Genomic DNA, 22,140 nt, shown 5'->3' on the forward strand with positions numbered 1-22,140 from the left:
TGAGACGAGTAAGAAACGAGCACAACTGGCAGAAATATCAGGTGGGCACGCCGACTGCCCTTAGCTCCGACGTTTGAATGTCTGTGAAGGCAGCTCCCCAAACTGCTGCCGATAAATTTCGGAAAACCGCCCCAGATGAAGAAAGCCGTAATCCAGAGCCAATTCCGTCACACTGCGCACGCCACACGTCGGGTCGCTCAGGCAGGCATGCACCCGTTCCAGTTTCCGCTGGCGCACGTAATGCTTGGGCGTGATGCCCAAGTGCTGGTCGAACAACGCATACAGCGAACGCAAACTCATGCAAGCCTGCTCCGCCAGCACTTCAGCCGACAATTCCAGTTTCAGGTTGCGTTCGATGTAATCAAGAATGCGCTCTAGCCCGGCCTGCGGGGCACTCAGGCTCTCGCGGCGGATATTGGTGCTCATCAGAGTCAGCAGCTTGCTGGCGACAATCTGGCTGTAATGGCCCTGCACTCTTGGCAGCGAATCGCTCACTTCCGCCTCGTGGCAAACCATGGCCAGCAGGTTGACGAAGCCATCCAGCTCCTCCAGCCGGTAATGATTGCGCAAGAACCGCACGCCCCCATCAGGCCGCTGCCAGCGCTGTTCATCGCAGATCGAGTCCAGCAGCCGGGTCGGCACCTTGAGGATGAACTTCTCGCAGTCTTCTGAGTAAGTCAGGTCAACCGGGTCGTCCGGGTTGATCAGCAGCAACTCGCCCGGCACCAGGTGCTGCTCGCGCTTGTGCCCGCGCCACAGGCAGTTGCCATTGAGCAAGACTTGCAGGTGGTAGATGGTTTCCAGCGCAGGCGACGTCACGCGAACACTGCCGCCATAGCTGATACGGCACAGGTCGAGCTCGGCGAACTTGCGATGGCTGAGGCTGGCCTGGGGGTGGGTAGTACGGGACAGACCGATGCAATGCTGGCCTACATGCTGGTTCACATAATCGGACACAGCGTAAGGGTCGGCGTGGTGAAACACGCTACTGCGCTCGCTCAGCAGGCGGCTTTCCATAGGCAAGGCACTCGGTATCGTTATTGTTCTGGTCGCCGCGCCCTACCGCCTTTTGGGCTGTGGTTGCGGTCATCACGGTCATTCTATCGGGCTGGCAGCGCGTCGCAGGGGCAGGCGACAGCCGGCGGATAGGGGACACTACAGCAAAAAGGCGGGGGTTGGGCAATGCAACGATGGGATTGGCTGGGCGGATAGCGGACAGGTCCGGCGTCACGCGTGTTCGTTTATCGAACAGTATCTTCCGGTACTCGCGTGGCCTGCACGTGACGGCGGACCAAGCGCTCCTGCAACGACCGTCATTCACTGCACCGGCAGGAAGTTCATCAGCAACAGGCTTTGCGCGTAATTCAAGCCAATGCGCCGATAACGCTCATCCAGCAACTCGGCCAGCAAGTCCAGCCGCGCGACGATCTTGCCGAACTCAACGGCAAAACTCAGGTTGCTGCCCTCCTCCGAGATTTCGTTCGAGAACAGCAGCAACACCCCATTGGCATCTTGCCGCTGGCTGAGCATCCATGTTGCCTTCTCGATATTGCGCGCGGCATTGTTGACGAACAGGGGGTCGATGGTATCGGTCATGTAGAACTCGGTACGCCCGCCATGCGCGGTGATCAGCATGCTGCCAATGGCGTAGATGAAGGCGCCGACCCGATCCCCGCGAAACTCGGGGCTCAGGGCGTAGCTCAATGCCGCCAGGTCACGGCGGTTGCCCAGTTGCGGCAGCGGCCGGCGCTGCTCGATGGCAATGCGGATCTGTCGCTCGGCAGTGGCGGCGTCCAGGTAGCCAGACATCTTCCACTGGCTGGGGTTGCGCAGGTACAGCTTGTTCATCAGCAGGTACAGGCTTTGCAGGTTGTCGCGCATCGACAGCGTGGCCAGGCGGTCGACGCTGGTCTGGAACAGCTCGCTGGGTTTGCCGTTGCCGAGCTGGTTGACCATGTCACGGCCCTGCTGCTGCGTACAGGCGCACAGGCATGCCAGGGCACCTGTCAGTAGCAGGCGGGGGAGGAAATTCGCGTAGCTTGCAACCATCGGCACCGGGTCGATATTCGGCGGCTGCGCTGGGAGTCAGCGCGGCCCTGGCCAAGCATAGAGCCCGAAAATGGGAAAAAGTGCGGTGGCTGGAGAGAATGGAAACCTGTGGCGGCCTCTTCGCGGGTAACCCGCTCCCACAAGAAGGGACTCGCCCGCGAATAGGCCAGGTGCGACGAACCCGGATCACATGGCGTGGCGCAACATCTCCAGCACCTGCGCATGCAGCGCAGGGTCGCCACAGGCCACCACGCACCCGCCATCCTGCGCCGAACTGCCATCCCACGCCGTGATCACGCCACCCGCCCCTTCGATGATCGGCATCAGCGCCTGTACGTCATACGGCTGAAGGCTCGCTTCGACAATCACGTCGACAAAGCCCGACGCCAGCATGCAGTAGGCATAGCAATCACCGCCATAACGCATCAACCGCGCCTTGCCGGCGACCGCTTCGAATGCCGCCTTGCGCTCGGCGGTGTCGAACATGTCCGGTGTGGTGCACATCAGCGTGGCGGCAGACAGGTCGGTGCAGGCACGTGTCTTCAGGGGCGTGCCACTGCGCCAGGCGCCTGCCGGGGTACCCACGAAACGTTCGCCGGTGAACGGTTGGTTCATCACCCCCACCACCGGTTGTGTGCCGTCGTTCAGGGCGATCAAGGTGCCCCACAATGGCAAGCCGGTAATGAAGGCGCGGGTGCCATCGATCGGGTCCAGCACCCAGGTCAACGGGCTGCTGCCCACTGCAATGCCGGCTTCTTCGCCAAGAATGCCGTGTTCGGGATAACGCGCTTGGATCAACTCACGCATGGCGTCTTCAGCGGCCTTGTCGGCCACGGTCACCGGGTCGTAAAGACGCCCGCCCTTGTCCTCGACATCCAGGCTGGCGCGGAAGTACGGCGCGATCGCTGCAGCGGCAGCATCGGCCAATTGCTCGGCAAAGGCGCGATACTCAACGATCTGTTCAGCACTCAGGGACATGGGACGGGCCTCGTGACAATGATGGGGCACGCATCATACCCGACACATCGCCCCGGTGTACGCTGCGGCGGTCTAGACTGAACATGATCAGGTCACCGGGGGGCTGCCACACGTGGAGGTGTGCGATGAGCCAGTTCAAACGTCTGTTCGTCATGCTCGGCCCGCAAATGCGTCATACGCCTGCGCTGCAACGCGCGGCGGCGTTGGCAGAGTCCAGCGGTGCCCTGCTGGATATCAATGTGTTCGTCGACGACGTCGACACCTTTGGCTTGATGAGCGATGGTCGTGAGCGTGAGCGGCTGCTCAGCGACAACCGCCAATGGCTGGCGGATGAGGCCGAACAGCTGAGCGATGCCGGCGTGGACGTGTCCACCGAGCTGTTGTTGACCCGCGACCCGCTGGGCAGCGTACTGGAACGGGTCGAACGGCTGGGCTGCGATCTGCTGGTCAAGGACGTACAGCACGAGCCCGTACTCAAACGCCTGCTGGTCACGCCGCTGGACTGGCAGTTGCTCAAGGACAGCCCGGTCGCCGTGCATCTGGTCAGCGACATTCGCCTGCCCCTGCCACGGCAGATCGCCGCCGCGGTGGACCTGAACAGCCATGGCGCTGGCGAGCACCTGGACGAGCAGGTCATCCACTGCGCCCATGACCTGGCCCTGCAGTGCAACGCCGAACTGCACCTGCTGCATGTGTGCGACGCGGCCAAGACCCACATCGCCGACTTCGGCGCCGGTACGGTCACCATGCCCGGCTTCGACAGCAGTGTGCGAACCGCGCAGCGGGCGGCGTTCAACCGCCTGGGCGACCATCACCAGATCCCGCTGGAGCGTCGGCACTTCCTCGAAGGGGCCGCGATCAGGGCCATTGCCCAGTTCGTCGGCCACAATCGGGTGGACGTGATCGTCATGGGCAGCCACCGGCATGACACCATGCAGACATTCCTCGGCGGGACAACGGCGCATGTGCTGGAACACCCGCTGTGCAATGTGTTGGCGATCAAGGCTGTTCGCTGAGCTTCAGCAGGCTGCCCCAGGGGCCAGGCAGGAATAACCTTGTACTGCGAAGAGGCACTTCCAGCCACGGAGAGCAGCTTATCACCTGTCGGCCCCTTCGCAGTGCCTGCAGGCACTGGTGCCACTGACGCTTCATCTTCCTTGGTTTCTGGTACACCAGTGCCACTCAAAATTAATGCATTTGATAATGATTCGTAGTATGTTCGCGGCATTTCCCGACCCAGCCCTTAGCGCCCTATTCAAGGACCGTACCGTCGATGCGCCGCACGTTCGTTTCGCTTTGTGTGCTTCATGCTGTCTCCCCGCTGGCCTTTGCCGAGCCTGAAACGCTCAGCGAACCTAACCAGATCGAACTCCAGGCCCTGAGCATCACCAGTACTGCCGACAGCGAACGCGCCGACGGCCCGGTCGAAGGCTACAAGGCCACCCGCTCGGCCAGTGCCACCCGCACCGACACGGCGCTGCACGAAACCCCGCAATCGGTCAGCGTGGTGCCCAAGGATGTGCTGGTAGACACGGGCGCCACGCGCCTGCAGGACGGCCTGGACTACGCCGGTGGTGTCGGCCGCGCCAACAACTTCGGCGGCCAGGGCCTGACAACCTTCACTGTGCGTGGCTTCACGACCGGCGAGTTCTATCGCAACGGCTTTCCGATCAACCGCGGCTACCCCAACGCCCCGGATGCCAACACCGTCGAGCGCCTGGAGGTCATCCGTGGCCCGGCCAGCAGCCTGTACGGCCGTGGCGACCCCGGCGGTACGTTCAACGTGGTCAGCAAGCAGCCGTTGCCGGAGTCCAAGGTCACCCTTGGCAGCCAGTTCGATGACCAGGGCATGCACCGTGCCACCCTCGATGCCACCGGACCGCTGAGCCAGGACGGCTCGCTGGCCTACCGCCTGAACGTACTGGGTGAAGGCGGCGACAGCTTCCGCGACGATGTCGAAAGCGAACGCTACGATGTCGCCCCGGTCATCAGCTGGCAGGTCAATGACGCCACGAAGATCACCTTCGAAGGCGATTTCATGCGCAACAACCACCCCCTCGATCGCGGCCTGACCCGCTACCCCACCCAGACCGGCAGCGCCTCGCGCGATACCTACATCTGGGAGAAAGGCAGCGACAACCTGCTGCATAACGACAACAACATGGCGCAGCTGCGTTTCGAGCACCTGCTCAATGACAATTGGTCGCTGGCTGGCGGGTTCCAGTTCCTCGATGGCTCACTCAAGGGCAACGCTGTCGAAGCCGACGGCGCACCGGCAGATGGACGCACGCTGCAGCGCAACTTCAACTACCGCAAGCTGGAGTGGACCGACCGCGACTGGCAGCTGAACCTGACCGGGCATTTTGACACCGGCAATTTCAGCCATACCTTGTTGACCGGGGTCGAATACGAAAACTACGACTACAACTCGATCATCCAGCGTTCCTCGGCAGCCTACCCGATCGACATCTACAACCCGGTACTGGGCCAGCCGCGTCCGGCCCTGAACCGCACCACCACCTGGGACAAGGAAAACCTGCAGACGTGGGCGTTCTTCATTCAGGACCAAGTGGCCCTGACCGAGCGTTTGAAGGCATTGGCAGGCGTGCGCTTCGAGCGTTTCGAGCATGACTATGACAACAAGCTGAACAATGCCGGCGATTTCAGCAAGGGCGAAAACGGCGTCACACCCCGCCTTGGCTTGATCTACGACCTGACCGATACCCTGGCGGTCTACGCCAACACCGCACGTTCGTTCAAACCCAATACGGGCACGCCGGCCAGTGGCGGTGGTTTCGACCCGGAGAAGGGCAAATCTTACGAGCTGGGTGTGAAATGGGAGTCACTCGACCGCCAGTTGAGTGTCGACGCGGCGATCTACCATATCGTCAAGGAGAACGTCCTGACGCGCGACCCGGTGAATACCAACTACAGCTTGGCCGCCGGGGAAGTGCGCAGCCGCGGGCTGGATATCAACATCGCCGGCAATATCACGCCTGAGTGGCGGGTAATCGGTGGCTACGCCTATGTCGATGCCGAAGTTACCAAGGACAACCGCCTGCCGACGGGTACGCGACTGGCCAACATCCCGCGCAACAGCTTCAGCCTGCTCAACACTTATGAGTTCCAGGACGGTTTTGCCAAAGGTGTTGGGTTAGGACTTGGGGTGAAGTATGTGGATGACCGCAATGGTCAGACCGAGGCGGTCACCTACAACATGGACCAGTACACCGTGGTTGACCTGCTGACGTTCTACAAGGTAAACGAACACGTGCGGTTGAACCTGGACGTGAAGAACGTGTTCAACAAGGGGTATGACGAGGGCGCGTTCAACAGCTACGTATACCCCGGCGCACCGCGTACGGTGCAGGCCGGCGTTTCCTATACCTTCTGAATTGCCGGGGCCGCGCAGTGGCCCCGTAATTTCAGAACGCTGTGCTGTAGAACAGCGAGTACGACTCTATGCCGTCGTTTGGCTGCTTTATCCCGGCGTTGGAGTAGTGCATGGCACGGATGCCTACCTTCTGTTCTCCCGGCAACTTCAGGCCAAAGCCGATACGGTCTTCAAAGTTGACCGCCGACCCCAGTCGTTGGTCGCCCACGTCGGTCTTTGAAAACGCGGCCAGGCCAATACCTGCCTCGATGTAAGGCGTGTAGGTAAAGCCGCTGAACTCATACGTGAACACCGGGCTGAACGACAGCGAATGCGCACCACTGGCATCGCCACCTTCCCAATAGGTGTAGGCCGCATCCCAGTAACCGCTCACATGGCCGGTGCTGCTTTCCAGCCATTTCTTGTCCCAGTCGAACGACATGCCGATACGGTAAGTCATGTCACCTTGGCCGGTGGCGCCCACGGCGCCTGATATCTGCGCAGCCTGGACCAGATCGGCCCCGGCAAAGGCCAGCACTGCTACGGCCAGCGAAGCTGCTAGACGGGTTTTCATCAACGACTCTCCTGATGGTCTACACGGCAAGCGGGGGCTTGGGCCCCTCGATGTTTTGCGCTGACCGGTGCATCCAGACCGGTCATACGAAGTAATACTTTTCTGATTATTGTCCAGATAATCAGAAAGTTGGAAGTGTATTGCCACTATTGGCTAAATCACTTGGTAAAGATGTGCCTGCCGGGCACAGGAATTCGCGAGGCGTGACCTGACCCCAGGCAGGAGTACAGGCGTACTCCTGCCCGACTTTTCATCAACGCCAGTTAAGGTTAACGGTCGTGGGCGCCTTGCCCGTGACGGCCGCCCACTGCTGCACCGCCTGGCCTTGGGCATTGCCAATGACCTTGTATTTGCCGGGAGGCAATTGCACATACAGCAGCGGCCCGGCATCGCTGACACTGAGTACGGGCTGGCCCTGGGCATTCTGGATATCGACGGTGGCCCCGCTCTGGAACTTGCCTTCCGGGCCGGTCGAAAGCTCTACGTGCAGGTCATAACCCGTGGTCTTGCGCAGGGCATTGGCCTCGTCCTGGCCGATACCGCCCTGCATGTAGCGCACGCCATTCTGCTCCTGCGGTTGCAACTGCACGGCCTGCATGTCGATGGGGGCATTGAGGTCGGCAGCGGCGGCCAGGGTCCATGGCAGGGCCAGGGTGATCAGCAAGGCAGCGCCGAGCGCATAGTGATGGTTACGCATGGTACGACCCTCCTTTCGAGGATGGCTTACCTATTATCTGATCCTCCCAGCGAAAGGGTGTTCGTGCTGATGCCTGGTCATGGCGGTGAAATTCACTTCAGAAAATCAGGTTATCTAGTGAAAACATCAGCTTGCGCGGCCTTCTTCAAGCAACTTCACGAACATGCTCAAACTGCGCGAGACCGTACCTCGTCGCCAGACCAGCCAGGTTTTCAGATAGCGGAAGTCCTCCGACATTGGCCAGGCGCTGACGGTGCTGCACCCGGGCATATTGTCGAGCATGCTGCGCGGCAGCATGGCCAGGCCGGCACCCGCACTGACGCAGGCCAACATACCGTGGTACGACTCCATTTCGTGAATCTTGCCCGGTACCCCCTGGTCCTGCACGAACCAGTTTTCGAAGTGATGGCGGTATGAACAGTTGGCGCGGAAGGCGTAGATGCTTTCACCGTTCACGTCCTGGGCGCGGGTCACCGGTGTATGGTTGAGCGGCGCAATGACCATCATCTCTTCCTCGAACACCGGTATGCCCTCCAGCGTCGGGTGCAGCACCGGGCCGTCGACGAACGCCGCCACCAGGCGGCCAGACAACACGCCTTCGAGCATGGTCCCGGAAGGCCCGGTGGACAGGTCAAGGTCAACCTTGGGGTAGCGTTGGTTGTAGGCGGCCAGCAACGCCGGAATGCGCACCGCCGCCGTGCTTTCCAGCGATCCGAGGGCAAAGGTGCCCTGCGGGTCTTCACCCGCCACGGTCAGCCGCGCCTCATGGACCAGGTCGAGGATGCGCCGGGTGTATTCGAGGAAGTTCCAACCCGCAGGCGACAGGCGCAGGCGGCTCTTTTCCCGAATGAACAGTTCTACACCCAGGTCCTCCTCCAGTTGCTTGATGCGCGTGGTCAGGTTCGACGGCACCCGATGGATGTGCTGCGCGGCGGCGCTGATGCTGCCCTGCTCTGCCACGGCCTTGAAGATCTCCAGTTGCACCAGGTCCACAGGCATTCTCCAAACGTGAATGTTTCGCTCATTATTATTCAGTTTTCATTAAAGCCATAGCCCACTAGTCTGGCCTCATTGATTAACAACAACGAGAGTGTCCCGCCATGAGCGCGATCAGCAGCCTGACCCACGCCATCTCCCTCGACCCGTACAGCGGCGAGCAGATTGGCGCCTACCCGTTCGACACCGACGCCGCACTGGAAGCGGCGCTGCAACGTGCCAAGGTTGGCTACCGCCAGTGGCGCCAGGTGTCGCTGGGTCAGCGCAGCGAGTACCTGCTGGCCCTGGCCGGCACCCTCGAAGCCAAGGCTGAAGCTTTCGCGCACATGATCAGCCGCGAAATTGGCAAGCCGATCGCCCAGGCTCGCGGTGAAGTCAGCAAGTGTGTAGGCCTTTGCCGCTGGTACGCCGAGCACGGCCCGGCCATGCTCGCCGCCGAGCCGACCCAGGTCGAAAAAGCCCGTATCGAATACCGCCCGCTAGGCCCGATCCTGGCCGTGATGCCGTGGAACTTCCCGGTCTGGCAGGTGCTGCGCGGTGCCGTGCCGGCGATTCTGGCGGGTAACACCTACGTGCTCAAGCATGCACCGAACGTGATGGGCAGCGCCTACCTGATGGCTGAGCTGTTCAAGGATGCCGGCCTGCCGGAAGGCGTGTTCGAAGTGCTGAACGTGACCCCGGATGGCGTCACCCGCGCCATCAACGATCCGCGCATCGCCGCCGTGACCCTGACCGGCAGCGTGCGTGCCGGCATGGCGATTGGTGCACAGGCCGGTGCCGCGCTGAAGAAGTGCGTGTTGGAGCTGGGTGGCTCCGATCCCTTCATCGTGCTGGCCGATGCCGACCTGGATGCTGCCGTCCAGGCCGCGGTGATAGGCCGCTACCAGAACACCGGCCAAGTGTGCGCCGCCGCCAAGCGCCTGATCGTGGAAGCCAGCATCGTCGACGCGTTCACCCACAAGTTCGTTGAAGCCACTCGCCAGCTGAAAGTCGGAAACCCGCTGGAGGACGACACCTATATCGGCCCGATGGCCCGCTATGACCTGCGCGACGAGTTGGATGGCCAGGTTCAGGCGACGTTGGCCGAAGGCGCCACGTTGCTGCTGGGCGGCAACAAGGTCGAAGGCGTGGCCAACTTCTACGCACCGACCGTGTTCGCCAATGTCACCCCGGACATGACCGCGTTCAAGCAGGAGCTGTTCGGCCCGGTAGCGGCGATCATCACTGCACGCGATGCCGACCATGCCGTGGAACTGGCCAACGACAGCGAGTTTGGCCTGGCCTCGACCATCTACACAGCCGACTACGCGCTGGCCGAACGCATGACCGCTGCACTGGATACCGGTGGCGTGTTCATCAATGGCTACTGCGCTTCGGACCCCCGCGTGGCGTTTGGTGGCGTGAAGAAGAGCGGTTTCGGCCGTGAGCTGTCGCACTTTGGCGTGCGCGAGTTCACCAATGCCCAGACCGTGTGGCTGGACCGTAACTGATTCATGACCCTGGGGCTGCTTTGCGGCCCCAGATGCTTCAATCCCGAACCTGGTCCTTGACCCAGTCCAGCATCCCCCCCGGCACGATCAGTTCATGCCGCGCCCGCGAACAGGCGGTATACAACCCCGCCAGCATACGCGCCCGTTCATTGCGGTTACCCGCCACTTGTGGCGCCACCATCAGCTCCGGCGACACCATCACCCGGGCAAACTCCATGTTCTTCACATCCCGTACTCGCCCCAGGAACAGCTTCGGCGCCTTGTCCCAGCGGTAACGGCTCTTGGCCTTGGCAAAGTGCTCCGGCGTGTAGCCTTTGCGCAGCATGTTGGCCACGGCGACGAACGCTTTGTCATCGCCCTTGTCCTGTTCCAGCGCCTGCCAGCTGGCATAGCGGAACAGCATCGGGTGGCGCGGCCGGGTGCCGTAGCGGTACAGTTCGATGCAGTCCTCGACGAACAGCTCAAAGTCCTTGCGGGCGCTTTTCAGCAACAAGAACGGCACCCCCTGATGCGTCAGGCGCTGGAACCAGCCAAACAGGCCCCATTCATCATCGACGATAAGCGCCGTGGGCTGTTCCGGCACCATCACCGTATCGAAGAAGCTGACCCGGGTGTAGTGCTCGGCGCTGCCACTGAAGGCCGCCTGGATCGTGGCCGGGTGCGCCTGGATCAACGGGTTGAGCACATTGTCCATTGCCGGCCCGGCGCGCAGTGAATGGTCGATGCAGCGTTGCCGGATGAAGCTGCCATGGTGCGGGCTGAGGCCGTTGAGGTTTTGCAGTTCGTCACCCAGGGTAATGATCGACTGCGGACTGCGATCGAGTACCGCCAGCATCGGTGCCGACAGCTCGTGGGCTTCGTCGACGATGACATGGGTATAACGGCTGTCGATGACATGCTCGGTCAGCGACAGCAGCTTGACCCGGTGGTAGTCACGCACCGGCAGCTGAATGTCCCGCGCCGACGGGCGAATCAGCTCTTGCCAGTACAGGCGTGCCTTTTCCAGCAGCACCTCCTGATCCAGCGGCGAGGTGCCAGGCCCGGCCCAGGGCAAGTGGTGCAGCTGAAGCTGGGTATCGGCACTGTGGCAGAACGTGCGCACGGCGCGGATGCACAAGGCAACCACATCACGCGCTGCGAGCGGGCCGATATCTGGGATGGACAGCCAGCGCACCACTTGCGCTTCCTGGGGGCGCCAGGACAGCTTGGTGCGGTACGGATCGCGCAATCGCCAGCCGTTGCTGGTGAGGTCACGGTTGAGCAGCTCGTCAGCCAGTTGGCCGAAGGTCAGCGCGGTATAGGCGGCAGCGTCCTTGACCCGCGCCTGCAGCGCGCGCAACTGGCCTTCAGTCAAGGCCAGCAGCAAGGTGCGCTGTGGCTCCAGCAGCCGGGCGAACTGGTGAATCAGGAAGGTCTTGCCGGTGCCGGCGAAACCTTGCACAGCCACCGACTCGTCGACGCCACTGAGGAATTCACGCAGCAGGCGGTTCTGCTGGTCGCTGAGCATCAAGTCACTGGCCAGCGACGGCAGGTACACTGGGTGCAGCGGCGTGGCCCGTTGGCGGTAGCGGTCGGCGAACTGGAAGTTCCACTGGCCTTCGTCGTCCAGCCATTCGTCCGCCTGGTACTCCACTTCGGCCGACAGCAGTGCAATGCCATTTTCGCCCAGCATGCCCAGGCCCATGGCGAACGCTTCGCGATCAAATTGCTGCGCTACCTGGGCCTGGAAGCGCCCGGGGGCGACACCTTCGACTTCGTTGGCGATGCGCACGATTTCGGCGAAACGACGCTCCTGCGCGTCGGCCGAGGCGGTGGCAGGCTGGCGTGGCAGGTTTTGCACGAACAGCACGGTAGCAGCATCGACAACACTGGCGGTGGTGAAGAACTCGGTAACGGCCGCGCTGGCGAGGCGGTCGGCCTGGTCGCTGGGCAAAGGCAGGTAGAACATCGGCACCTCGGGTGAAATCAGGGCGGCACGATAGCAACTTTTGGCGTGGAATGCTGGGTTCAGTGTTGCCTGGGCTGGCCGCTTCGCGGACTTACCCGCGCCCCAGGCAACCTGCGATTCACGAAACCATGCTGGTGCTGTGGGAGCGGGCGAGCCCGCGAAGAGGCCGGCAGCCCCGCCTCCACCTCAAACCCTGCAGCGCTTCAATGTTTCACTGGGAAACTCCTTGAACAACTGCCGGTAACTCTCTGAAAACCTTCCTAAATGCCAGAACGACCAGCGCATCGCCACCTCGGCCACGGTCACGCCGCCACCGCGCAACAGATCACGCCGCGCACCGTTGAGCCGGCGCAGGCGCAGCCAGTGCGCCGGCGGCATGCCGGTAAACGCCTTGAACGCCTGCTGCAACTGGCGCAGGGAAACCCCAGCCACGTCTGCCAGCTCAAGCAGGTTCAGCGTCTCTTCCGGGCAGTCGGCCGCCCATTCGCTGACCCGGTGCATGATCGCCCTTTCCTCGTCCCGCCGCCCCAGGGCCACGCCCTGTAAACGCTGGCTGGCGTTGTCGAGAATGAACAGGCAGTCCTCCAGCAGCTGCTCAGCCAGGGCCTGCCCTTGCAACGGGCAACCCTCCTCGCCCAACCGGGTCAAGGTGGCGCTGAGCCAGCTGCCGAACAGCGCATTCTGGCCGCTGCCCAGTGGCACCATGAACAACCCTTCCAGGCGCTGCGGGTCCAGCCCATGGCGGGCCAGGAAGGCCTGGTCGAACACGACCGCCACCTCCTGGTAGTTCTCCGGCGTGATCCAGATATTGCGGCTTTGTTCGTTCAGCAGGTACAGGCTGTTCTCGCTGCGGTCGAAGCAAAACGCCAGCGAGCCGCTTGGCGCGCGGAAAAACTGCTCCACCCGGGTGTTCAGGCGCTCTTCGTACACCTCCACACCCTCCAGCCCCAGACACCGCAGCTCACCGCTGAAGTACCCGGGCGACATCTGCCGGTACTGCTGCTGCCAGCCAGGGGTGGCGCGCACTTGCTCGGTGACGTCAGTGGTGTGGAAAGCCTGGACCTTCAACGCATTGGCGGTTGTCACACATCGTCCTGTATGCACTCTTTTGGTGCATTCGATACTGAAGAAAGTGGATAGATCGCCCCGGGGGGCTGCGCCCAAGATAGTCTCCAGCGCGTCACCTGGGAAGCGTAACGCCTTCGCAACTGTTCAACGGTTTTCGCAAGCGCCCACGCTCCCCCACTAAAACCCAACCAAGAGGTCTGTATGAACGCCCCCTTCGATCAGCTGTCCACCTGGCTGAAAGAACACCGGATCACCGAAGTCGAATGCGTGATCAGCGACTTGACCGGCATCGCCCGCGGCAAGATTGCGCCTACCGCCAAGTTCCTCCATGAGCGAGGCATGCGCCTGCCAGAAAGCGTGCTGCTGCAGACGGTCACCGGCGACTACGTCGACGATGACATCTATTACAACCTGCTCGACGCCGCCGACATCGACATGGTCTGCCGCCCTGACCCCACTGCCGTTTACCAGATCCCGTGGGCGATCGAGCCAACCGCGATCGTGATCCACGACACCTTCGACAAGCAAGGCAACCCTATCGAGCTTTCGCCACGCAACGTGCTGAAGAAGGTGCTCAAGCTGTACGCCGACAAGGGCTGGCAGCCAATCGTCGCACCCGAGATGGAGTTCTACCTGACCAAGCGCTGCGAAGACCCGGACTTGCCACTGCAGGTGCCACTGGGGCGTTCAGGCCGTGCTGAAAGTGGCCGTCAGTCGTTCTCGATCGACGCCGCCAACGAATTCGACCCGCTGTTCGAAGACGTCTACGACTGGTGCGAGATCCAGGGCCTGGACCTGGATACGCTGATCCACGAAGACGGCCCGGCGCAGATGGAGATCAACTTCCGCCACGGCGACGCGCTGGACCTGGCCGACCAGATCACCGTGTTCAAGCGCACCATGCGCGAGGCCGCGCTCAAGCACAACGTGGCCGCCACGTTCATGGCCAAGCCGATCACCGATGAACCCGGCAGTGCCATGCACCTGCACCAGAGCGTGGTCGACATCGCCACTGGCAAACCGATCTTCGCCAACGAAGACGGCAGCATGAGCCAGCTGTTTTTGCATCACATCGGCGGCTTGCAGAAGTACATCCCCAAGCTGCTGCCGATGTTCGCGCCCAACGTCAACTCGTTCCGCCGCTTCCTGCCGGATACCTCGGCACCGGTCAACGTCGAGTGGGGCGAAGAAAACCGCACGGCCGGCCTGCGCGTGCCCACCTCCAGCCCTGAGGCGATGCGGGTGGAAAACCGCCTGCCGGGCGCCGATGCCAACCCGTACCTGGCCATCGCTGCCAGCCTGCTGTGCGGCTACCTGGGCATGGTCGAGCAGATCGACCCTAGCGCACCGGTGCAGGGCCGCGCCTATGAACGCCGCAACCTGCGCCTGCCGATCACCATCGAGGATGCGCTGCAGCACATGGAAGACTGCGAAACCGTGCAGCAGTACCTGGGCAAGCAGTTCGTCCAGGGCTACGTGGCGGTCAAGCGCGCCGAGCACGAGAACTACAAGCGCGTCATCAGCTCGTGGGAGCGTGAATTCCTGATGCTGAGTGTCTGATCCACCGCGGGGGTGCTTTGCACCCCATGCACAGGCAAGCCTGCTCCGAACTCGAAGAACAAGACCAACGAGGTGTTCCCATGCGTCATCTGCAAGCCCTGATCCCCGCTGCATTCACCCTGCTGTTCGCCACCACCACCCAGGCCGCGCCCACGGTCAGTGTGTACAACTGGACCGACTACATCGGTGACACCACCCTGGCCGACTTCCAGGCCAGCAGCGGAATCAAGGTGGTCTATGACGTGTTCGACTCCAACGAAACCCTTGAAGGCAAGCTGTTGGCCGGGCGTACGGGTTATGACGTGGTGGTACCGTCCAACCACTTCCTCGCCCGCCAGGCCCAGGCCGGCGCCTTCCTGCCGTTGGACCGCAGCAAGCTGCCGAACTGGCAGCACCTGGACCCCAAACTGCTCAAGCAACTTGAACAGAACGACCCCGGCAACCAGTACGCCGTGCCTTACCTGTGGGGCACCAATGGCATCGGCTACAACGTCGACAAGGTCAAGGCGGCACTGGGTGTGGACCACATCGACTCGTGGGCGGTGCTGTTCGAGCCCGAAAACCTGAAAAAGCTCAAGCAGTGCGGCGTGGCATTCATGGACTCGCCCGACGAGCTGTTCCCGGCCGTGCTCAACTACCTGGGCATGGACCCGCGCAGCGAAAAACCGGGCGACTACGCCAAGGCCGAGGCCCGCCTGCTCGAACTGCGCCCCTACATCACCTACTTCCACTCCTCCAAGTACGTCTCTGACCTGGCGAACGGTGATGTCTGCATCGCGTTCGGCTACTCCGGCGACGTGTTCCAGGCTGCCAACCGCGCCGTAGAGGCGAAAAACGGCGTGAAGGTCGCCTACAGCATTCCCAAGGAAGGCAGCAACCTGTGGTTCGACCTGCTGGCCATCCCCAAGGACGCCAACAACCCCGAGCAGGCCCTGGCGTTCATTAACTACCTGCTCGACCCCAAAGTGATCGCCAAGGTCAGCGCCACGGTCGGCTATGCCAACGCCAACCCGGACGCCAAGGCCTACATGGATGCATCGCTGGTGAACAACCCCGAGATCTACCCACCCCAGGAGGTGCTGGACAAGCTGTACATCTCCAGCACCCCGAGCCCGAAAATCATGCGCGTCATGACCCGCTCCTGGAGCAAGATCAAGTCCAACCGCTGAGTCGAGAACGCTCATGTCTTTCAATACCCAACACACTGCCTCGTACTACGCCGCCACAGCGCGCGACGCGGCACCCTACCCCAGCCTGGACAGCGAACTGACGGCCGACGTATGCGTCATCGGCGGCGGCCTGACCGGGGTCAATACCGCCCTGGAGCTGGCCGAGCGCGGCCTCTCGGTGGTACTGCTGGAAGCCCGACGCATCGGCTGGGGCGCCAGTGGGCGCAATGGCGGCCAGCTGATTCGCGGTATCGGCCATGATGTCAGCGGCTTTGCCCGGCATGTCGGCCAGGACGGTGTGCGCTACCTGAAGCAGGCCGGCATCGACTCAGTGGAACTGGTGGCCGAGCGCATCGCCCGCTACGGCATTGCCTGCGATCTGCGCTGGGGCTTCTGCGAACTGGCCAACACCACGGCGCAGTTCGCCGCCTTCAAGGAGGAACAGGACGACCTGGCCGCCCTGGGCTATCGCCATGAAACACGCCTGGTCGGTGCCGGGCAGTTGAACGAGATCGTCGCCAGCGATCAGTACGCTGGCGGCCTGGTCGACATGGGCTCGGGCCACCTGCACCCGCTGGATCTGGTGCAGGGCGAAGCACGCGCGGCCCACAGCCTGGGCGTGCGCATTTTCGAACAAAGCCCGGTGCTGCGTATTGAGCACGGGCCCAGGTTGACGCTGCACACGGCGCGCGGCAAGGTCCGCGCAAGCAGCCTGGTGCTGGGCTGCAACGCTCACCTGGATGAACTGGAACCGCGCCTGAGCGGCAAGGTGCTCCCGGCCGGCAGCTATGTGGTGGCCACCGAACCCTTGCCCGAAGCACTGGCCAGCAGCCTGATCCCGCAGAACATGGCGCTGTGCGACCAGAAGGTCGGCCTGGACTACTACCGCCTCACCGCAGACCGCCGCCTGCTGTTCGGCGGCGCCTGCCACTATTCCGGGCGCGACCCTAAAGACATCGGCGCGTACATGCGGCCGAAGGTATTGAAGGTGTTCCCGCAACTGGCCAACGTGCGCATCGACTACCAGTGGGGTGGCATGATCGGTATCACCGCCAACCGTTTCCCCCAGGTCGGGCGCCTGAACCAGCACCCTAACGTGTATTACGCCCAGGGCTATTCCGGCCACGGGCTGAACGTGACGCACTGGACGGCGAAATTGCTGGCCGAAAGCATCGCCCTCGGCCACAGCCACGGCCTGGATGTGTTCAGCGCCGTGCCGCACCTGACCTTCCCCGGCGGCAAGGCCCTGCGCTCCCCCCTGCTGGCACTGGGCATGTTGTGGTACCGCTTGCGTGAGGCCCTGGGTTGAGTGGGCAGCAACGTTTGCAGCGCCCCTCAGGGCGAGCCACGCACTGTGTTCTTTTCAAAGAGGATTGCCCCGTCCACTGGCCAACTGCCTCGCACCTGCTAGCGTTGTTGAGGCCGACCTCTCATGGATGCCTTTTCATCATGAAATCATTGCCTCGCATTACCCTGTTGTGCGCCGCGCTGCTTGCCGTGGCCGCCTGCTCCAGCAACCGCGTGGACCCCAAGGATTACTCCGGCTTCCTCAAAGACTACAGCCGGCTGCAAGAGGCCAAGAGCCCGTCGGGTGACCCGGTGATGCGCTGGATCGACCCCAAGGTCAATATCAATCAATACAGCCAGGTGTTCGTCGAGCCAAGCCAGTTCTACCCCAAGCCGCAGCCCACAGCTGTTATCTCGCAGCAGACGCTGCAGGAAATCACCCGCTACTTCAACGAGGCCCTGCGCCGCGAAATGGGCAGCGTGATGCCTTTGGCCAAGGGGCCTGGCCCGGGCGTGATCGTGGTGCGCCCGGCGATCACGGCAGTGTCCACCAGTAACGAGGGCCTCAGGCCTTACGAGGTGATCCCTATCGCGCTTATCGCGGCGGGAGTGAATACCGCCATGGGTGGCCGTGACCAGGACGTGGATGTCGGTGTGGAGGCAGCGTTCCTGGACGGTGCCAGCCAGAAGGTACTGGCCCAGGTGGTCCGCAAGGGCGCGGGCCAGGAGCTGGAGAACGATACCCAGAAGCTGACCTTGAATGACGTCAAGCCGGTGCTCGATGGTTGGGCCAAGGACATGCGTGCGAGCTTCCTGGCAGCGAAGCAGAAAGGCCGCTGAGTCAGCGCTGACCCAACAGGTCAGCGCAACCTGGTTAAGGAGCGGCCCATCGAGACACAAGGCCGCTCCAGTTGACCGCGTTAAACATCAGCACTCGACAAAAGCGACCGCCAAACCGCCGCGCGAGGTTTCCTTGTAATTGGCATGCATGTCCGCGCCAGTATCACGCATGGTGCGGATCACCCGATCGAGCGAGATGAAGTGCTCGCCATCCCCCCGCAGCGCCATCTGCACGGCGTTGATCGCCTTGACCGCAGCAATCGCATTGCGCTCGATGCACGGCACCTGCACCAGGCCACCCACCGGGTCGCAGGTCAGCCCAAGATTGTGCTCCAGGGCAATCTCGGCGGCGTTTTCAAGCTGGGGCGGCGTAGCACCCAGTACCTGCGCCAGGCCGGCAGCAGCCATCGAACAGGCCGAGCCCACCTCCCCCTGACAACCCACCTCGGCACCGGAGATCGAGGCGTTCTTTTTGCACAGGATGCCAACCGCCGCTGCGCCAAGCAGGAAGTCCACCACATCAGCATCGCAGGCATTGGGGTTGAACTTCATGTAGTAGTGCAACACCGCCGGGATAATGCCGGCTGCCCCGTTGGTGGGCGCGGTAACCATACGCCCACCGGCAGCATTTTCTTCATTGACCGCCAAGGCGAACAGGTTGACCCACTCCATGGCGCCAAGGGTCGAGCCGATCACGTTGGGCTTGCCCAGCTCCTGTAGGCTGCGATGCAACCGCGCGGCGCGGCGCTTGACGTGCAAACCGCCCGGCAGGATGCCCTCGTTGCGCAGGCCGTTCGCCACGCACTCACGCATGGCCTCCCAGATGCGCAACAAGCCTTCGCGCACCTCGGCCTCCGGGCGCCAGGCGCATTCGTTGGCCATCATCAGTTGCGCCACGCTCAGGTTGTGGGCCTTGCACAACGCCAGCAGTTGGGCACCACTGTCGAACTCATAAGGCAGCATCACGGCATTCGTTTCGCTTGCCGGCGCATCGATCTCGGCTTGCTCGACGATGAAGCCGCCGCCCACCGAAAAATAGGTCTGGCTCAACAGGCTGCGCTGCCCGTCCATGGCTTCCAGGCTCATGGCATTGGGGTGATAAGGCAGGCTCTCGTCGAGCAGCAGCATGTCACGGCCGTAGTCGAAGGCCAGCGGATGGCTACCGTCGAGCATCAGGCAGTGCTCTTGCAGGACCTGGCCGATGCGCGATTCGATCGTGGACGGGTCGATACGGTCCGGCCACTGGCCCATCAAGCCTAGCAGGCACGCGCGGTCGGTGGCATGGCCAACCCCGGTGGCCGACAGCGAGCCATACAGCCGCACTTGCACGCGCGTTACCTGGGCCAGCAGCCCCTGCTCACGCAAGGCCTGGGCAAAGGTAGCCGCCGCGCGCATCGGGCCGACGGTATGGGAACTGGACGGCCCGATGCCAATTTTGAAAAGGTCGAAAACACTGATAGCCATGCTAATGCCTGACCCTGCCCTGATATGCATCCAGGGTAGGGTTGTCTGAAGAAATTGAGCGTTATTGCGATTTTGCGCGATACTGCCGCGCTGGCTCACGGATGACCAACGAAACTTCCTAAGCAAGCCTTTAGTGGTACTAAACGATGCGACGACAACTCAATGGTCAGATGTTCGTCTGGCTGCATGTATTTGCCTGCGCAGCCCGGCACTTGTCCTTCACCCGCTGTGCCGAAGAGCTGCATATCACCCCGGGCGCGGTCAGCCAGCAGATGCGCCAACTGGAAGAGCGCCTGGGCTACCGGCTGTTCCTGCGCCGGGCGCGCGGCGTGGAGCTGAGCGCCGAGGGGCAACGCCTGGCCCAGACGGTGGCCGAGGCCTACGGCAGTATCGAAGCCGAGCTGCTGCGGCTGGACGCGGGGGAAATCCGCGGCACATTGCGTGTGCGTTCGATCCCCTCGTTCCTGGCCAAATGGCTCACGCCGCGCTTGCCGCGTTTTCAACAGCGCTACCCGGATATCGAACTGCGCCTGGTCGCCGAAGACAGTGCCCAGGCGCTGACCCCGGGTGATTTCGATTTGGCCATTGACCTGAACGATGGTAGCTACCCAGGCATGCTTTCGACGCCACTGCTGGACGAGCAGATCTTCCCGGTGTGCTCACCTGCCCTGCTACGCGGGCGCCCGCCGCTGCACGGCCCCGCTGACCTGGCGCACTACCCGCTGCTGCATGACATCACCGCCTGGCGTGGCAGTTCGGAATATGCCGAGTGGGAGTTCTACCTGGAAGGCATCGGCGCCGCCGGCCTGGATGTGCGGCGCGGGCACACCTTCAACCGCAACCACCTGACCATCGAGGCGGCGATTGCCGGTATCGGCGTGGCGATTGCCCGCCGCACGCTGCTCAATGATGAACTGGAACGCGGGGCACTGATCGTGCCGTTTGGTGTACCGATCGCCAACCACAAGCGTTATGTGGTGCATTACCCGCCAGGCGGCTTGAACCAGCCAGGTGCGCGGGCGGTGCATGACTGGCTGGTGGAAGAAGCGCGGGGGTTCAGGGCGTTGCATCCGTTGAACAAGGAATAGCCACTTGGGTGCGCTTGAGCAGGAGCGCTGCGCTCAATAAGCCTGCTTACCGGTGAAGGCATTAAGCGTGCGCACCAGGATCACGAAGTCCAGCCACAACGACCAGTTGTTGATGTACTCGATGTCCGAGTCGACCCGCTGGATCATTTGCTCGATATCCTTGGTCTCCCCCCTGAAGCCGCGCACCTGCGCCAAACCTGTCATGCCTGGCTTGATATTGTGGCGGGCAAAGTAGTCAACGATATCCTGCGAATACAAGGTGTCATGTTGCAGGGCATGCGGCCGCGGCCCTACCAGGGACATTTCCCCGGTCAGCACATTGAACAGTTGTGGCAGTTCATCAAGGCTTGTACGCCGGATAAAGGCGCCGACCCGGGTCAACCGTGGGTCGTTCTTCTGCGCCTGCTGGACCACACCTGCTTCCGGTTGGTGAACATGCATGCTGCGAAACTTCCAGATGCGGAACGATTCTCCTGTCCAGCCGGTACGTTCCTGGCGGAAGAACACCGGCCCGCGGCTGTCGATCTTGATGGCCAGCGCAACAGCCAGCAATACGGGGGATGCAAACAGCAAAATCAACGCGGCCAGCACCCGGTCTTCAAGGTTTTTCAAGAACAGGCTCATGCCCGTCAAGGGTGTCTCCGACAAGGTCAGCACCGGAATGCCGGCAATTTCCCGCACGCTGTGGTTGATCAGGCGCAACGAGAAGATATCCGGCACCCAGTTCACCGCAATGCACTTGTCGAGCAACTTGAAATACACGTCGTTGATGACCTCGGAGCCACCCAGTGGCGTCACCAGATACACCGTACGAATGCCGTGTTGGGCCACCAGCTCGTCGAGGTCGCCAATATGCCCCAGCACCGGCAGGCGCTGCTTGCCCTCGGCACTCTCCAGCCCCTGCCCATCGCCTTTGTCGAGCAGCACGCAACCCAGCACCCGCTCGCCAAACCACGGGTTGTTGCTGATTTTCTGATACAGGAAGTTGGCCAGGTCACCGTTGCCGATGATCAGGGCATTGTCCAGGCGCGCATGCGCGCTAAAGCGCTTTTGCAGTTCGCGCACGGCAAAATGCAAGAATAACTGGGCGACATAACCAATGACGAACAGTTGCACCACCAATAGCCGTGAATAGGTTTCGCTCTGTTTGGTCAGGAACGCCATGACGACCAGGAAGCAAAACGTTGCCGACCAGGCCTTGAACAGGCGGAACGCCTTGATCGAAAGCCCGACGTTGGTGCGGTAGATCGCGTAATGATCATAAATGACTGCCAGTGCGCCAATCAGCAGCAGCAGCATGATCACGTAATCGGATGTGATATAGCCGAACTGGTCGTAGATCAGGTACCAGGCAATACCGGTGACGGCAATACCATCGAGGCCGGCCTGGATGGCGTTACTGACACTGCTTCTTCTCTGGAGTAAGGAACGACTGCTTCTGGGTTCGAAAACCATTTCAGACCTCATCAAGATGAGCGTAGCAAGTGCCTTCCATCAAACAGCAAGCCTTGAAAACAGACTTAAGCAAAAACCGTGCAGCAGGCGCGTGGCGCCCTCAA

18 protein-coding genes are annotated in these 22,140 nt (G+C 62.1%); 8 read left to right on the top strand and 10 right to left on the bottom strand.

The features are described from left to right. Positions 1–60: 60 nt before the first annotated feature. From benR to hisN, 3 genes are all read right to left on the bottom strand, one after another. Positions 61–1,017 (bottom strand): benABC operon transcriptional activator BenR, encoded by a 957-nt coding sequence (gene benR / locus N5D53_RS01165; protein ID WP_190869258.1) that lies wholly within the window; start codon positions 1,015–1,017, stop codon positions 61–63. A 300-nt stretch (positions 1,018–1,317) separates the two neighbouring features. Next, a complete protein-coding gene (locus N5D53_RS01170) occupies positions 1,318–2,049 on the bottom strand; it encodes a hypothetical protein (protein WP_019751653.1) in 732 nt (243 codons plus the stop codon). Between the two features lie 186 nt (positions 2,050–2,235). Continuing rightward, positions 2,236–3,027: a histidinol-phosphatase gene (gene hisN, locus N5D53_RS01175; RefSeq protein WP_190869259.1), complete on the bottom strand. Its 792-nt coding sequence runs from the start codon at positions 3,025–3,027 to the stop codon at positions 2,236–2,238. A gap of 125 nt (positions 3,028–3,152) precedes the next feature. On the opposite strand from hisN, the gene N5D53_RS01180 reads away from it, so the two are divergent. Both N5D53_RS01180 and N5D53_RS01185 read left to right on the top strand, forming a co-directional pair. Next, the gene (locus N5D53_RS01180) at positions 3,153–4,043 is read left to right on the top strand and encodes a universal stress protein (protein WP_104961736.1); all 891 of its coding nucleotides are present in this window, start codon (positions 3,153–3,155) and stop codon (positions 4,041–4,043) included. A gap of 257 nt (positions 4,044–4,300) precedes the next feature. Continuing rightward, positions 4,301–6,421, top strand: a complete 2,121-nt coding sequence (locus N5D53_RS01185; protein ID WP_279839290.1) for a TonB-dependent siderophore receptor — start codon at positions 4,301–4,303, stop codon at positions 6,419–6,421. A 31-nt stretch (positions 6,422–6,452) separates the two neighbouring features. Here the strand turns inward: N5D53_RS01185 and N5D53_RS01190 are convergent, their stop codons facing one another. From N5D53_RS01190 to N5D53_RS01200, 3 genes are all read right to left on the bottom strand, one after another. Then, positions 6,453–6,974 carry an acyloxyacyl hydrolase gene (locus N5D53_RS01190; protein WP_020193020.1) on the bottom strand — a complete coding sequence of 174 codons (522 nt, stop codon included), beginning with the start codon at positions 6,972–6,974 and terminating at the stop codon, positions 6,453–6,455. A 253-nt stretch (positions 6,975–7,227) separates the two neighbouring features. Next, a complete protein-coding gene (locus tag N5D53_RS01195) occupies positions 7,228–7,671 on the bottom strand; it encodes a carboxypeptidase regulatory-like domain-containing protein (RefSeq protein ID WP_279839293.1) in 444 nt (147 codons plus the stop codon). Positions 7,672–7,797: 126 nt separating this feature from the next. After that, complete coding sequence (locus N5D53_RS01200) at positions 7,798–8,664, bottom strand: LysR family transcriptional regulator (protein WP_279839369.1); 867 nt, start codon at positions 8,662–8,664, stop codon at positions 7,798–7,800. Between the two features lie 107 nt (positions 8,665–8,771). Between N5D53_RS01200 and N5D53_RS01205 the strand changes: the two genes are divergently transcribed. After that, complete coding sequence (locus N5D53_RS01205; RefSeq protein WP_014591019.1) at positions 8,772–10,157, top strand: aldehyde dehydrogenase family protein; 1,386 nt, start codon at positions 8,772–8,774, stop codon at positions 10,155–10,157. 37 nt (positions 10,158–10,194) lie between these two features. Here the strand turns inward: N5D53_RS01205 and N5D53_RS01210 are convergent, their stop codons facing one another. Both N5D53_RS01210 and N5D53_RS01215 read right to left on the bottom strand, forming a co-directional pair. Beyond that, positions 10,195–12,105: an AAA family ATPase gene (locus N5D53_RS01210; RefSeq protein WP_279839296.1), complete on the bottom strand. Its 1,911-nt coding sequence runs from the start codon at positions 12,103–12,105 to the stop codon at positions 10,195–10,197. 186 nt (positions 12,106–12,291) lie between these two features. Further along, positions 12,292–13,191 carry a helix-turn-helix domain-containing protein gene (locus tag N5D53_RS01215; protein WP_104961741.1) on the bottom strand — a complete coding sequence of 300 codons (900 nt, stop codon included), beginning with the start codon at positions 13,189–13,191 and terminating at the stop codon, positions 12,292–12,294. Positions 13,192–13,374: 183 nt separating this feature from the next. Between N5D53_RS01215 and N5D53_RS01220 the strand changes: the two genes are divergently transcribed. The 4 genes from N5D53_RS01220 to N5D53_RS01235 all read left to right on the top strand — a co-directional run bounded on the left by N5D53_RS01220 (position 13,375) and on the right by N5D53_RS01235 (position 18,029). Further along, entirely contained in the window at positions 13,375–14,733 is a 1,359-nt protein-coding gene (locus N5D53_RS01220; protein ID WP_010954037.1) for a glutamine synthetase family protein, read from the top strand. A gap of 80 nt (positions 14,734–14,813) precedes the next feature. Then, positions 14,814–15,902 (top strand): polyamine ABC transporter substrate-binding protein, encoded by a 1,089-nt coding sequence (locus N5D53_RS01225; RefSeq protein ID WP_010954036.1) that lies wholly within the window; start codon positions 14,814–14,816, stop codon positions 15,900–15,902. Between the two features lie 13 nt (positions 15,903–15,915). Then, positions 15,916–17,211 carry an FAD-binding oxidoreductase gene (locus N5D53_RS01230; protein WP_279839300.1) on the top strand — a complete coding sequence of 432 codons (1,296 nt, stop codon included), beginning with the start codon at positions 15,916–15,918 and terminating at the stop codon, positions 17,209–17,211. Positions 17,212–17,351: 140 nt separating this feature from the next. Next, complete coding sequence (locus tag N5D53_RS01235; protein ID WP_064492796.1) at positions 17,352–18,029, top strand: DUF3313 domain-containing protein; 678 nt, start codon at positions 17,352–17,354, stop codon at positions 18,027–18,029. Positions 18,030–18,116: 87 nt separating this feature from the next. Here N5D53_RS01235 and N5D53_RS01240 read toward each other — a convergent pair whose 3' ends face one another. After that, positions 18,117–19,493 (bottom strand): L-serine ammonia-lyase, encoded by a 1,377-nt coding sequence (locus N5D53_RS01240; protein WP_129931702.1) that lies wholly within the window; start codon positions 19,491–19,493, stop codon positions 18,117–18,119. A 146-nt stretch (positions 19,494–19,639) separates the two neighbouring features. Here N5D53_RS01240 and N5D53_RS01245 point away from each other — a divergent pair, with 146 nt between their 5' ends. Next, positions 19,640–20,581, top strand: coding sequence for a LysR substrate-binding domain-containing protein (locus N5D53_RS01245; protein ID WP_012052371.1), 942 nt, complete (start codon positions 19,640–19,642; stop codon positions 20,579–20,581). 33 nt (positions 20,582–20,614) lie between these two features. Here N5D53_RS01245 and N5D53_RS01250 read toward each other — a convergent pair whose 3' ends face one another. Then, positions 20,615–22,036, bottom strand: a complete 1,422-nt coding sequence (locus N5D53_RS01250; protein ID WP_104887594.1) for an undecaprenyl-phosphate glucose phosphotransferase — start codon at positions 22,034–22,036, stop codon at positions 20,615–20,617. Between the last annotated feature and the right edge of the window lie 104 nt (positions 22,037–22,140).

It is taken from the genome of Pseudomonas sp. GD03862 (genome assembly GCF_029840855.1).
Taxonomy (GTDB): domain Bacteria; phylum Pseudomonadota; class Gammaproteobacteria; order Pseudomonadales; family Pseudomonadaceae; genus Aquipseudomonas; species Aquipseudomonas alloputida.

Excerpts from the sequence above, each read along its gene's own strand:
- N5D53_RS01230 (WP_279839300.1), top strand. The coding sequence starts at position 15,916 with ATGTCTTTCAATACCCAACACACTGCCTCGTACTACGCCGCCACAGCG.
- N5D53_RS01210 (WP_279839296.1), bottom strand. The coding sequence starts at position 12,105 with ATGTTCTACCTGCCTTTGCCCAGCGACCAGGCCGACCGCCTCGCCAGC.
- N5D53_RS01240 (WP_129931702.1), bottom strand. The coding sequence starts at position 19,493 with ATGGCTATCAGTGTTTTCGACCTTTTCAAAATTGGCATCGGGCCGTCC.
- N5D53_RS01170 (WP_019751653.1), bottom strand. The coding sequence starts at position 2,049 with ATGGTTGCAAGCTACGCGAATTTCCTCCCCCGCCTGCTACTGACAGGT.
- N5D53_RS01195 (WP_279839293.1), bottom strand. The coding sequence starts at position 7,671 with ATGCGTAACCATCACTATGCGCTCGGCGCTGCCTTGCTGATCACCCTG.
- N5D53_RS01250 (WP_104887594.1), bottom strand. The coding sequence starts at position 22,036 with ATGGTTTTCGAACCCAGAAGCAGTCGTTCCTTACTCCAGAGAAGAAGC.
- benR (WP_190869258.1), bottom strand. The coding sequence starts at position 1,017 with ATGGAAAGCCGCCTGCTGAGCGAGCGCAGTAGCGTGTTTCACCACGCC.
- N5D53_RS01235 (WP_064492796.1), top strand. The coding sequence starts at position 17,352 with ATGAAATCATTGCCTCGCATTACCCTGTTGTGCGCCGCGCTGCTTGCC.
- N5D53_RS01205 (WP_014591019.1), top strand. The coding sequence starts at position 8,772 with ATGAGCGCGATCAGCAGCCTGACCCACGCCATCTCCCTCGACCCGTAC.
- N5D53_RS01220 (WP_010954037.1), top strand. The coding sequence starts at position 13,375 with ATGAACGCCCCCTTCGATCAGCTGTCCACCTGGCTGAAAGAACACCGG.
- hisN (WP_190869259.1), bottom strand. The coding sequence starts at position 3,027 with ATGTCCCTGAGTGCTGAACAGATCGTTGAGTATCGCGCCTTTGCCGAG.
- N5D53_RS01180 (WP_104961736.1), top strand. The coding sequence starts at position 3,153 with ATGAGCCAGTTCAAACGTCTGTTCGTCATGCTCGGCCCGCAAATGCGT.
- N5D53_RS01185 (WP_279839290.1), top strand. The coding sequence starts at position 4,301 with ATGCGCCGCACGTTCGTTTCGCTTTGTGTGCTTCATGCTGTCTCCCCG.
- N5D53_RS01190 (WP_020193020.1), bottom strand. The coding sequence starts at position 6,974 with ATGAAAACCCGTCTAGCAGCTTCGCTGGCCGTAGCAGTGCTGGCCTTT.
- N5D53_RS01245 (WP_012052371.1), top strand. The coding sequence starts at position 19,640 with ATGCGACGACAACTCAATGGTCAGATGTTCGTCTGGCTGCATGTATTT.
- N5D53_RS01225 (WP_010954036.1), top strand. The coding sequence starts at position 14,814 with ATGCGTCATCTGCAAGCCCTGATCCCCGCTGCATTCACCCTGCTGTTC.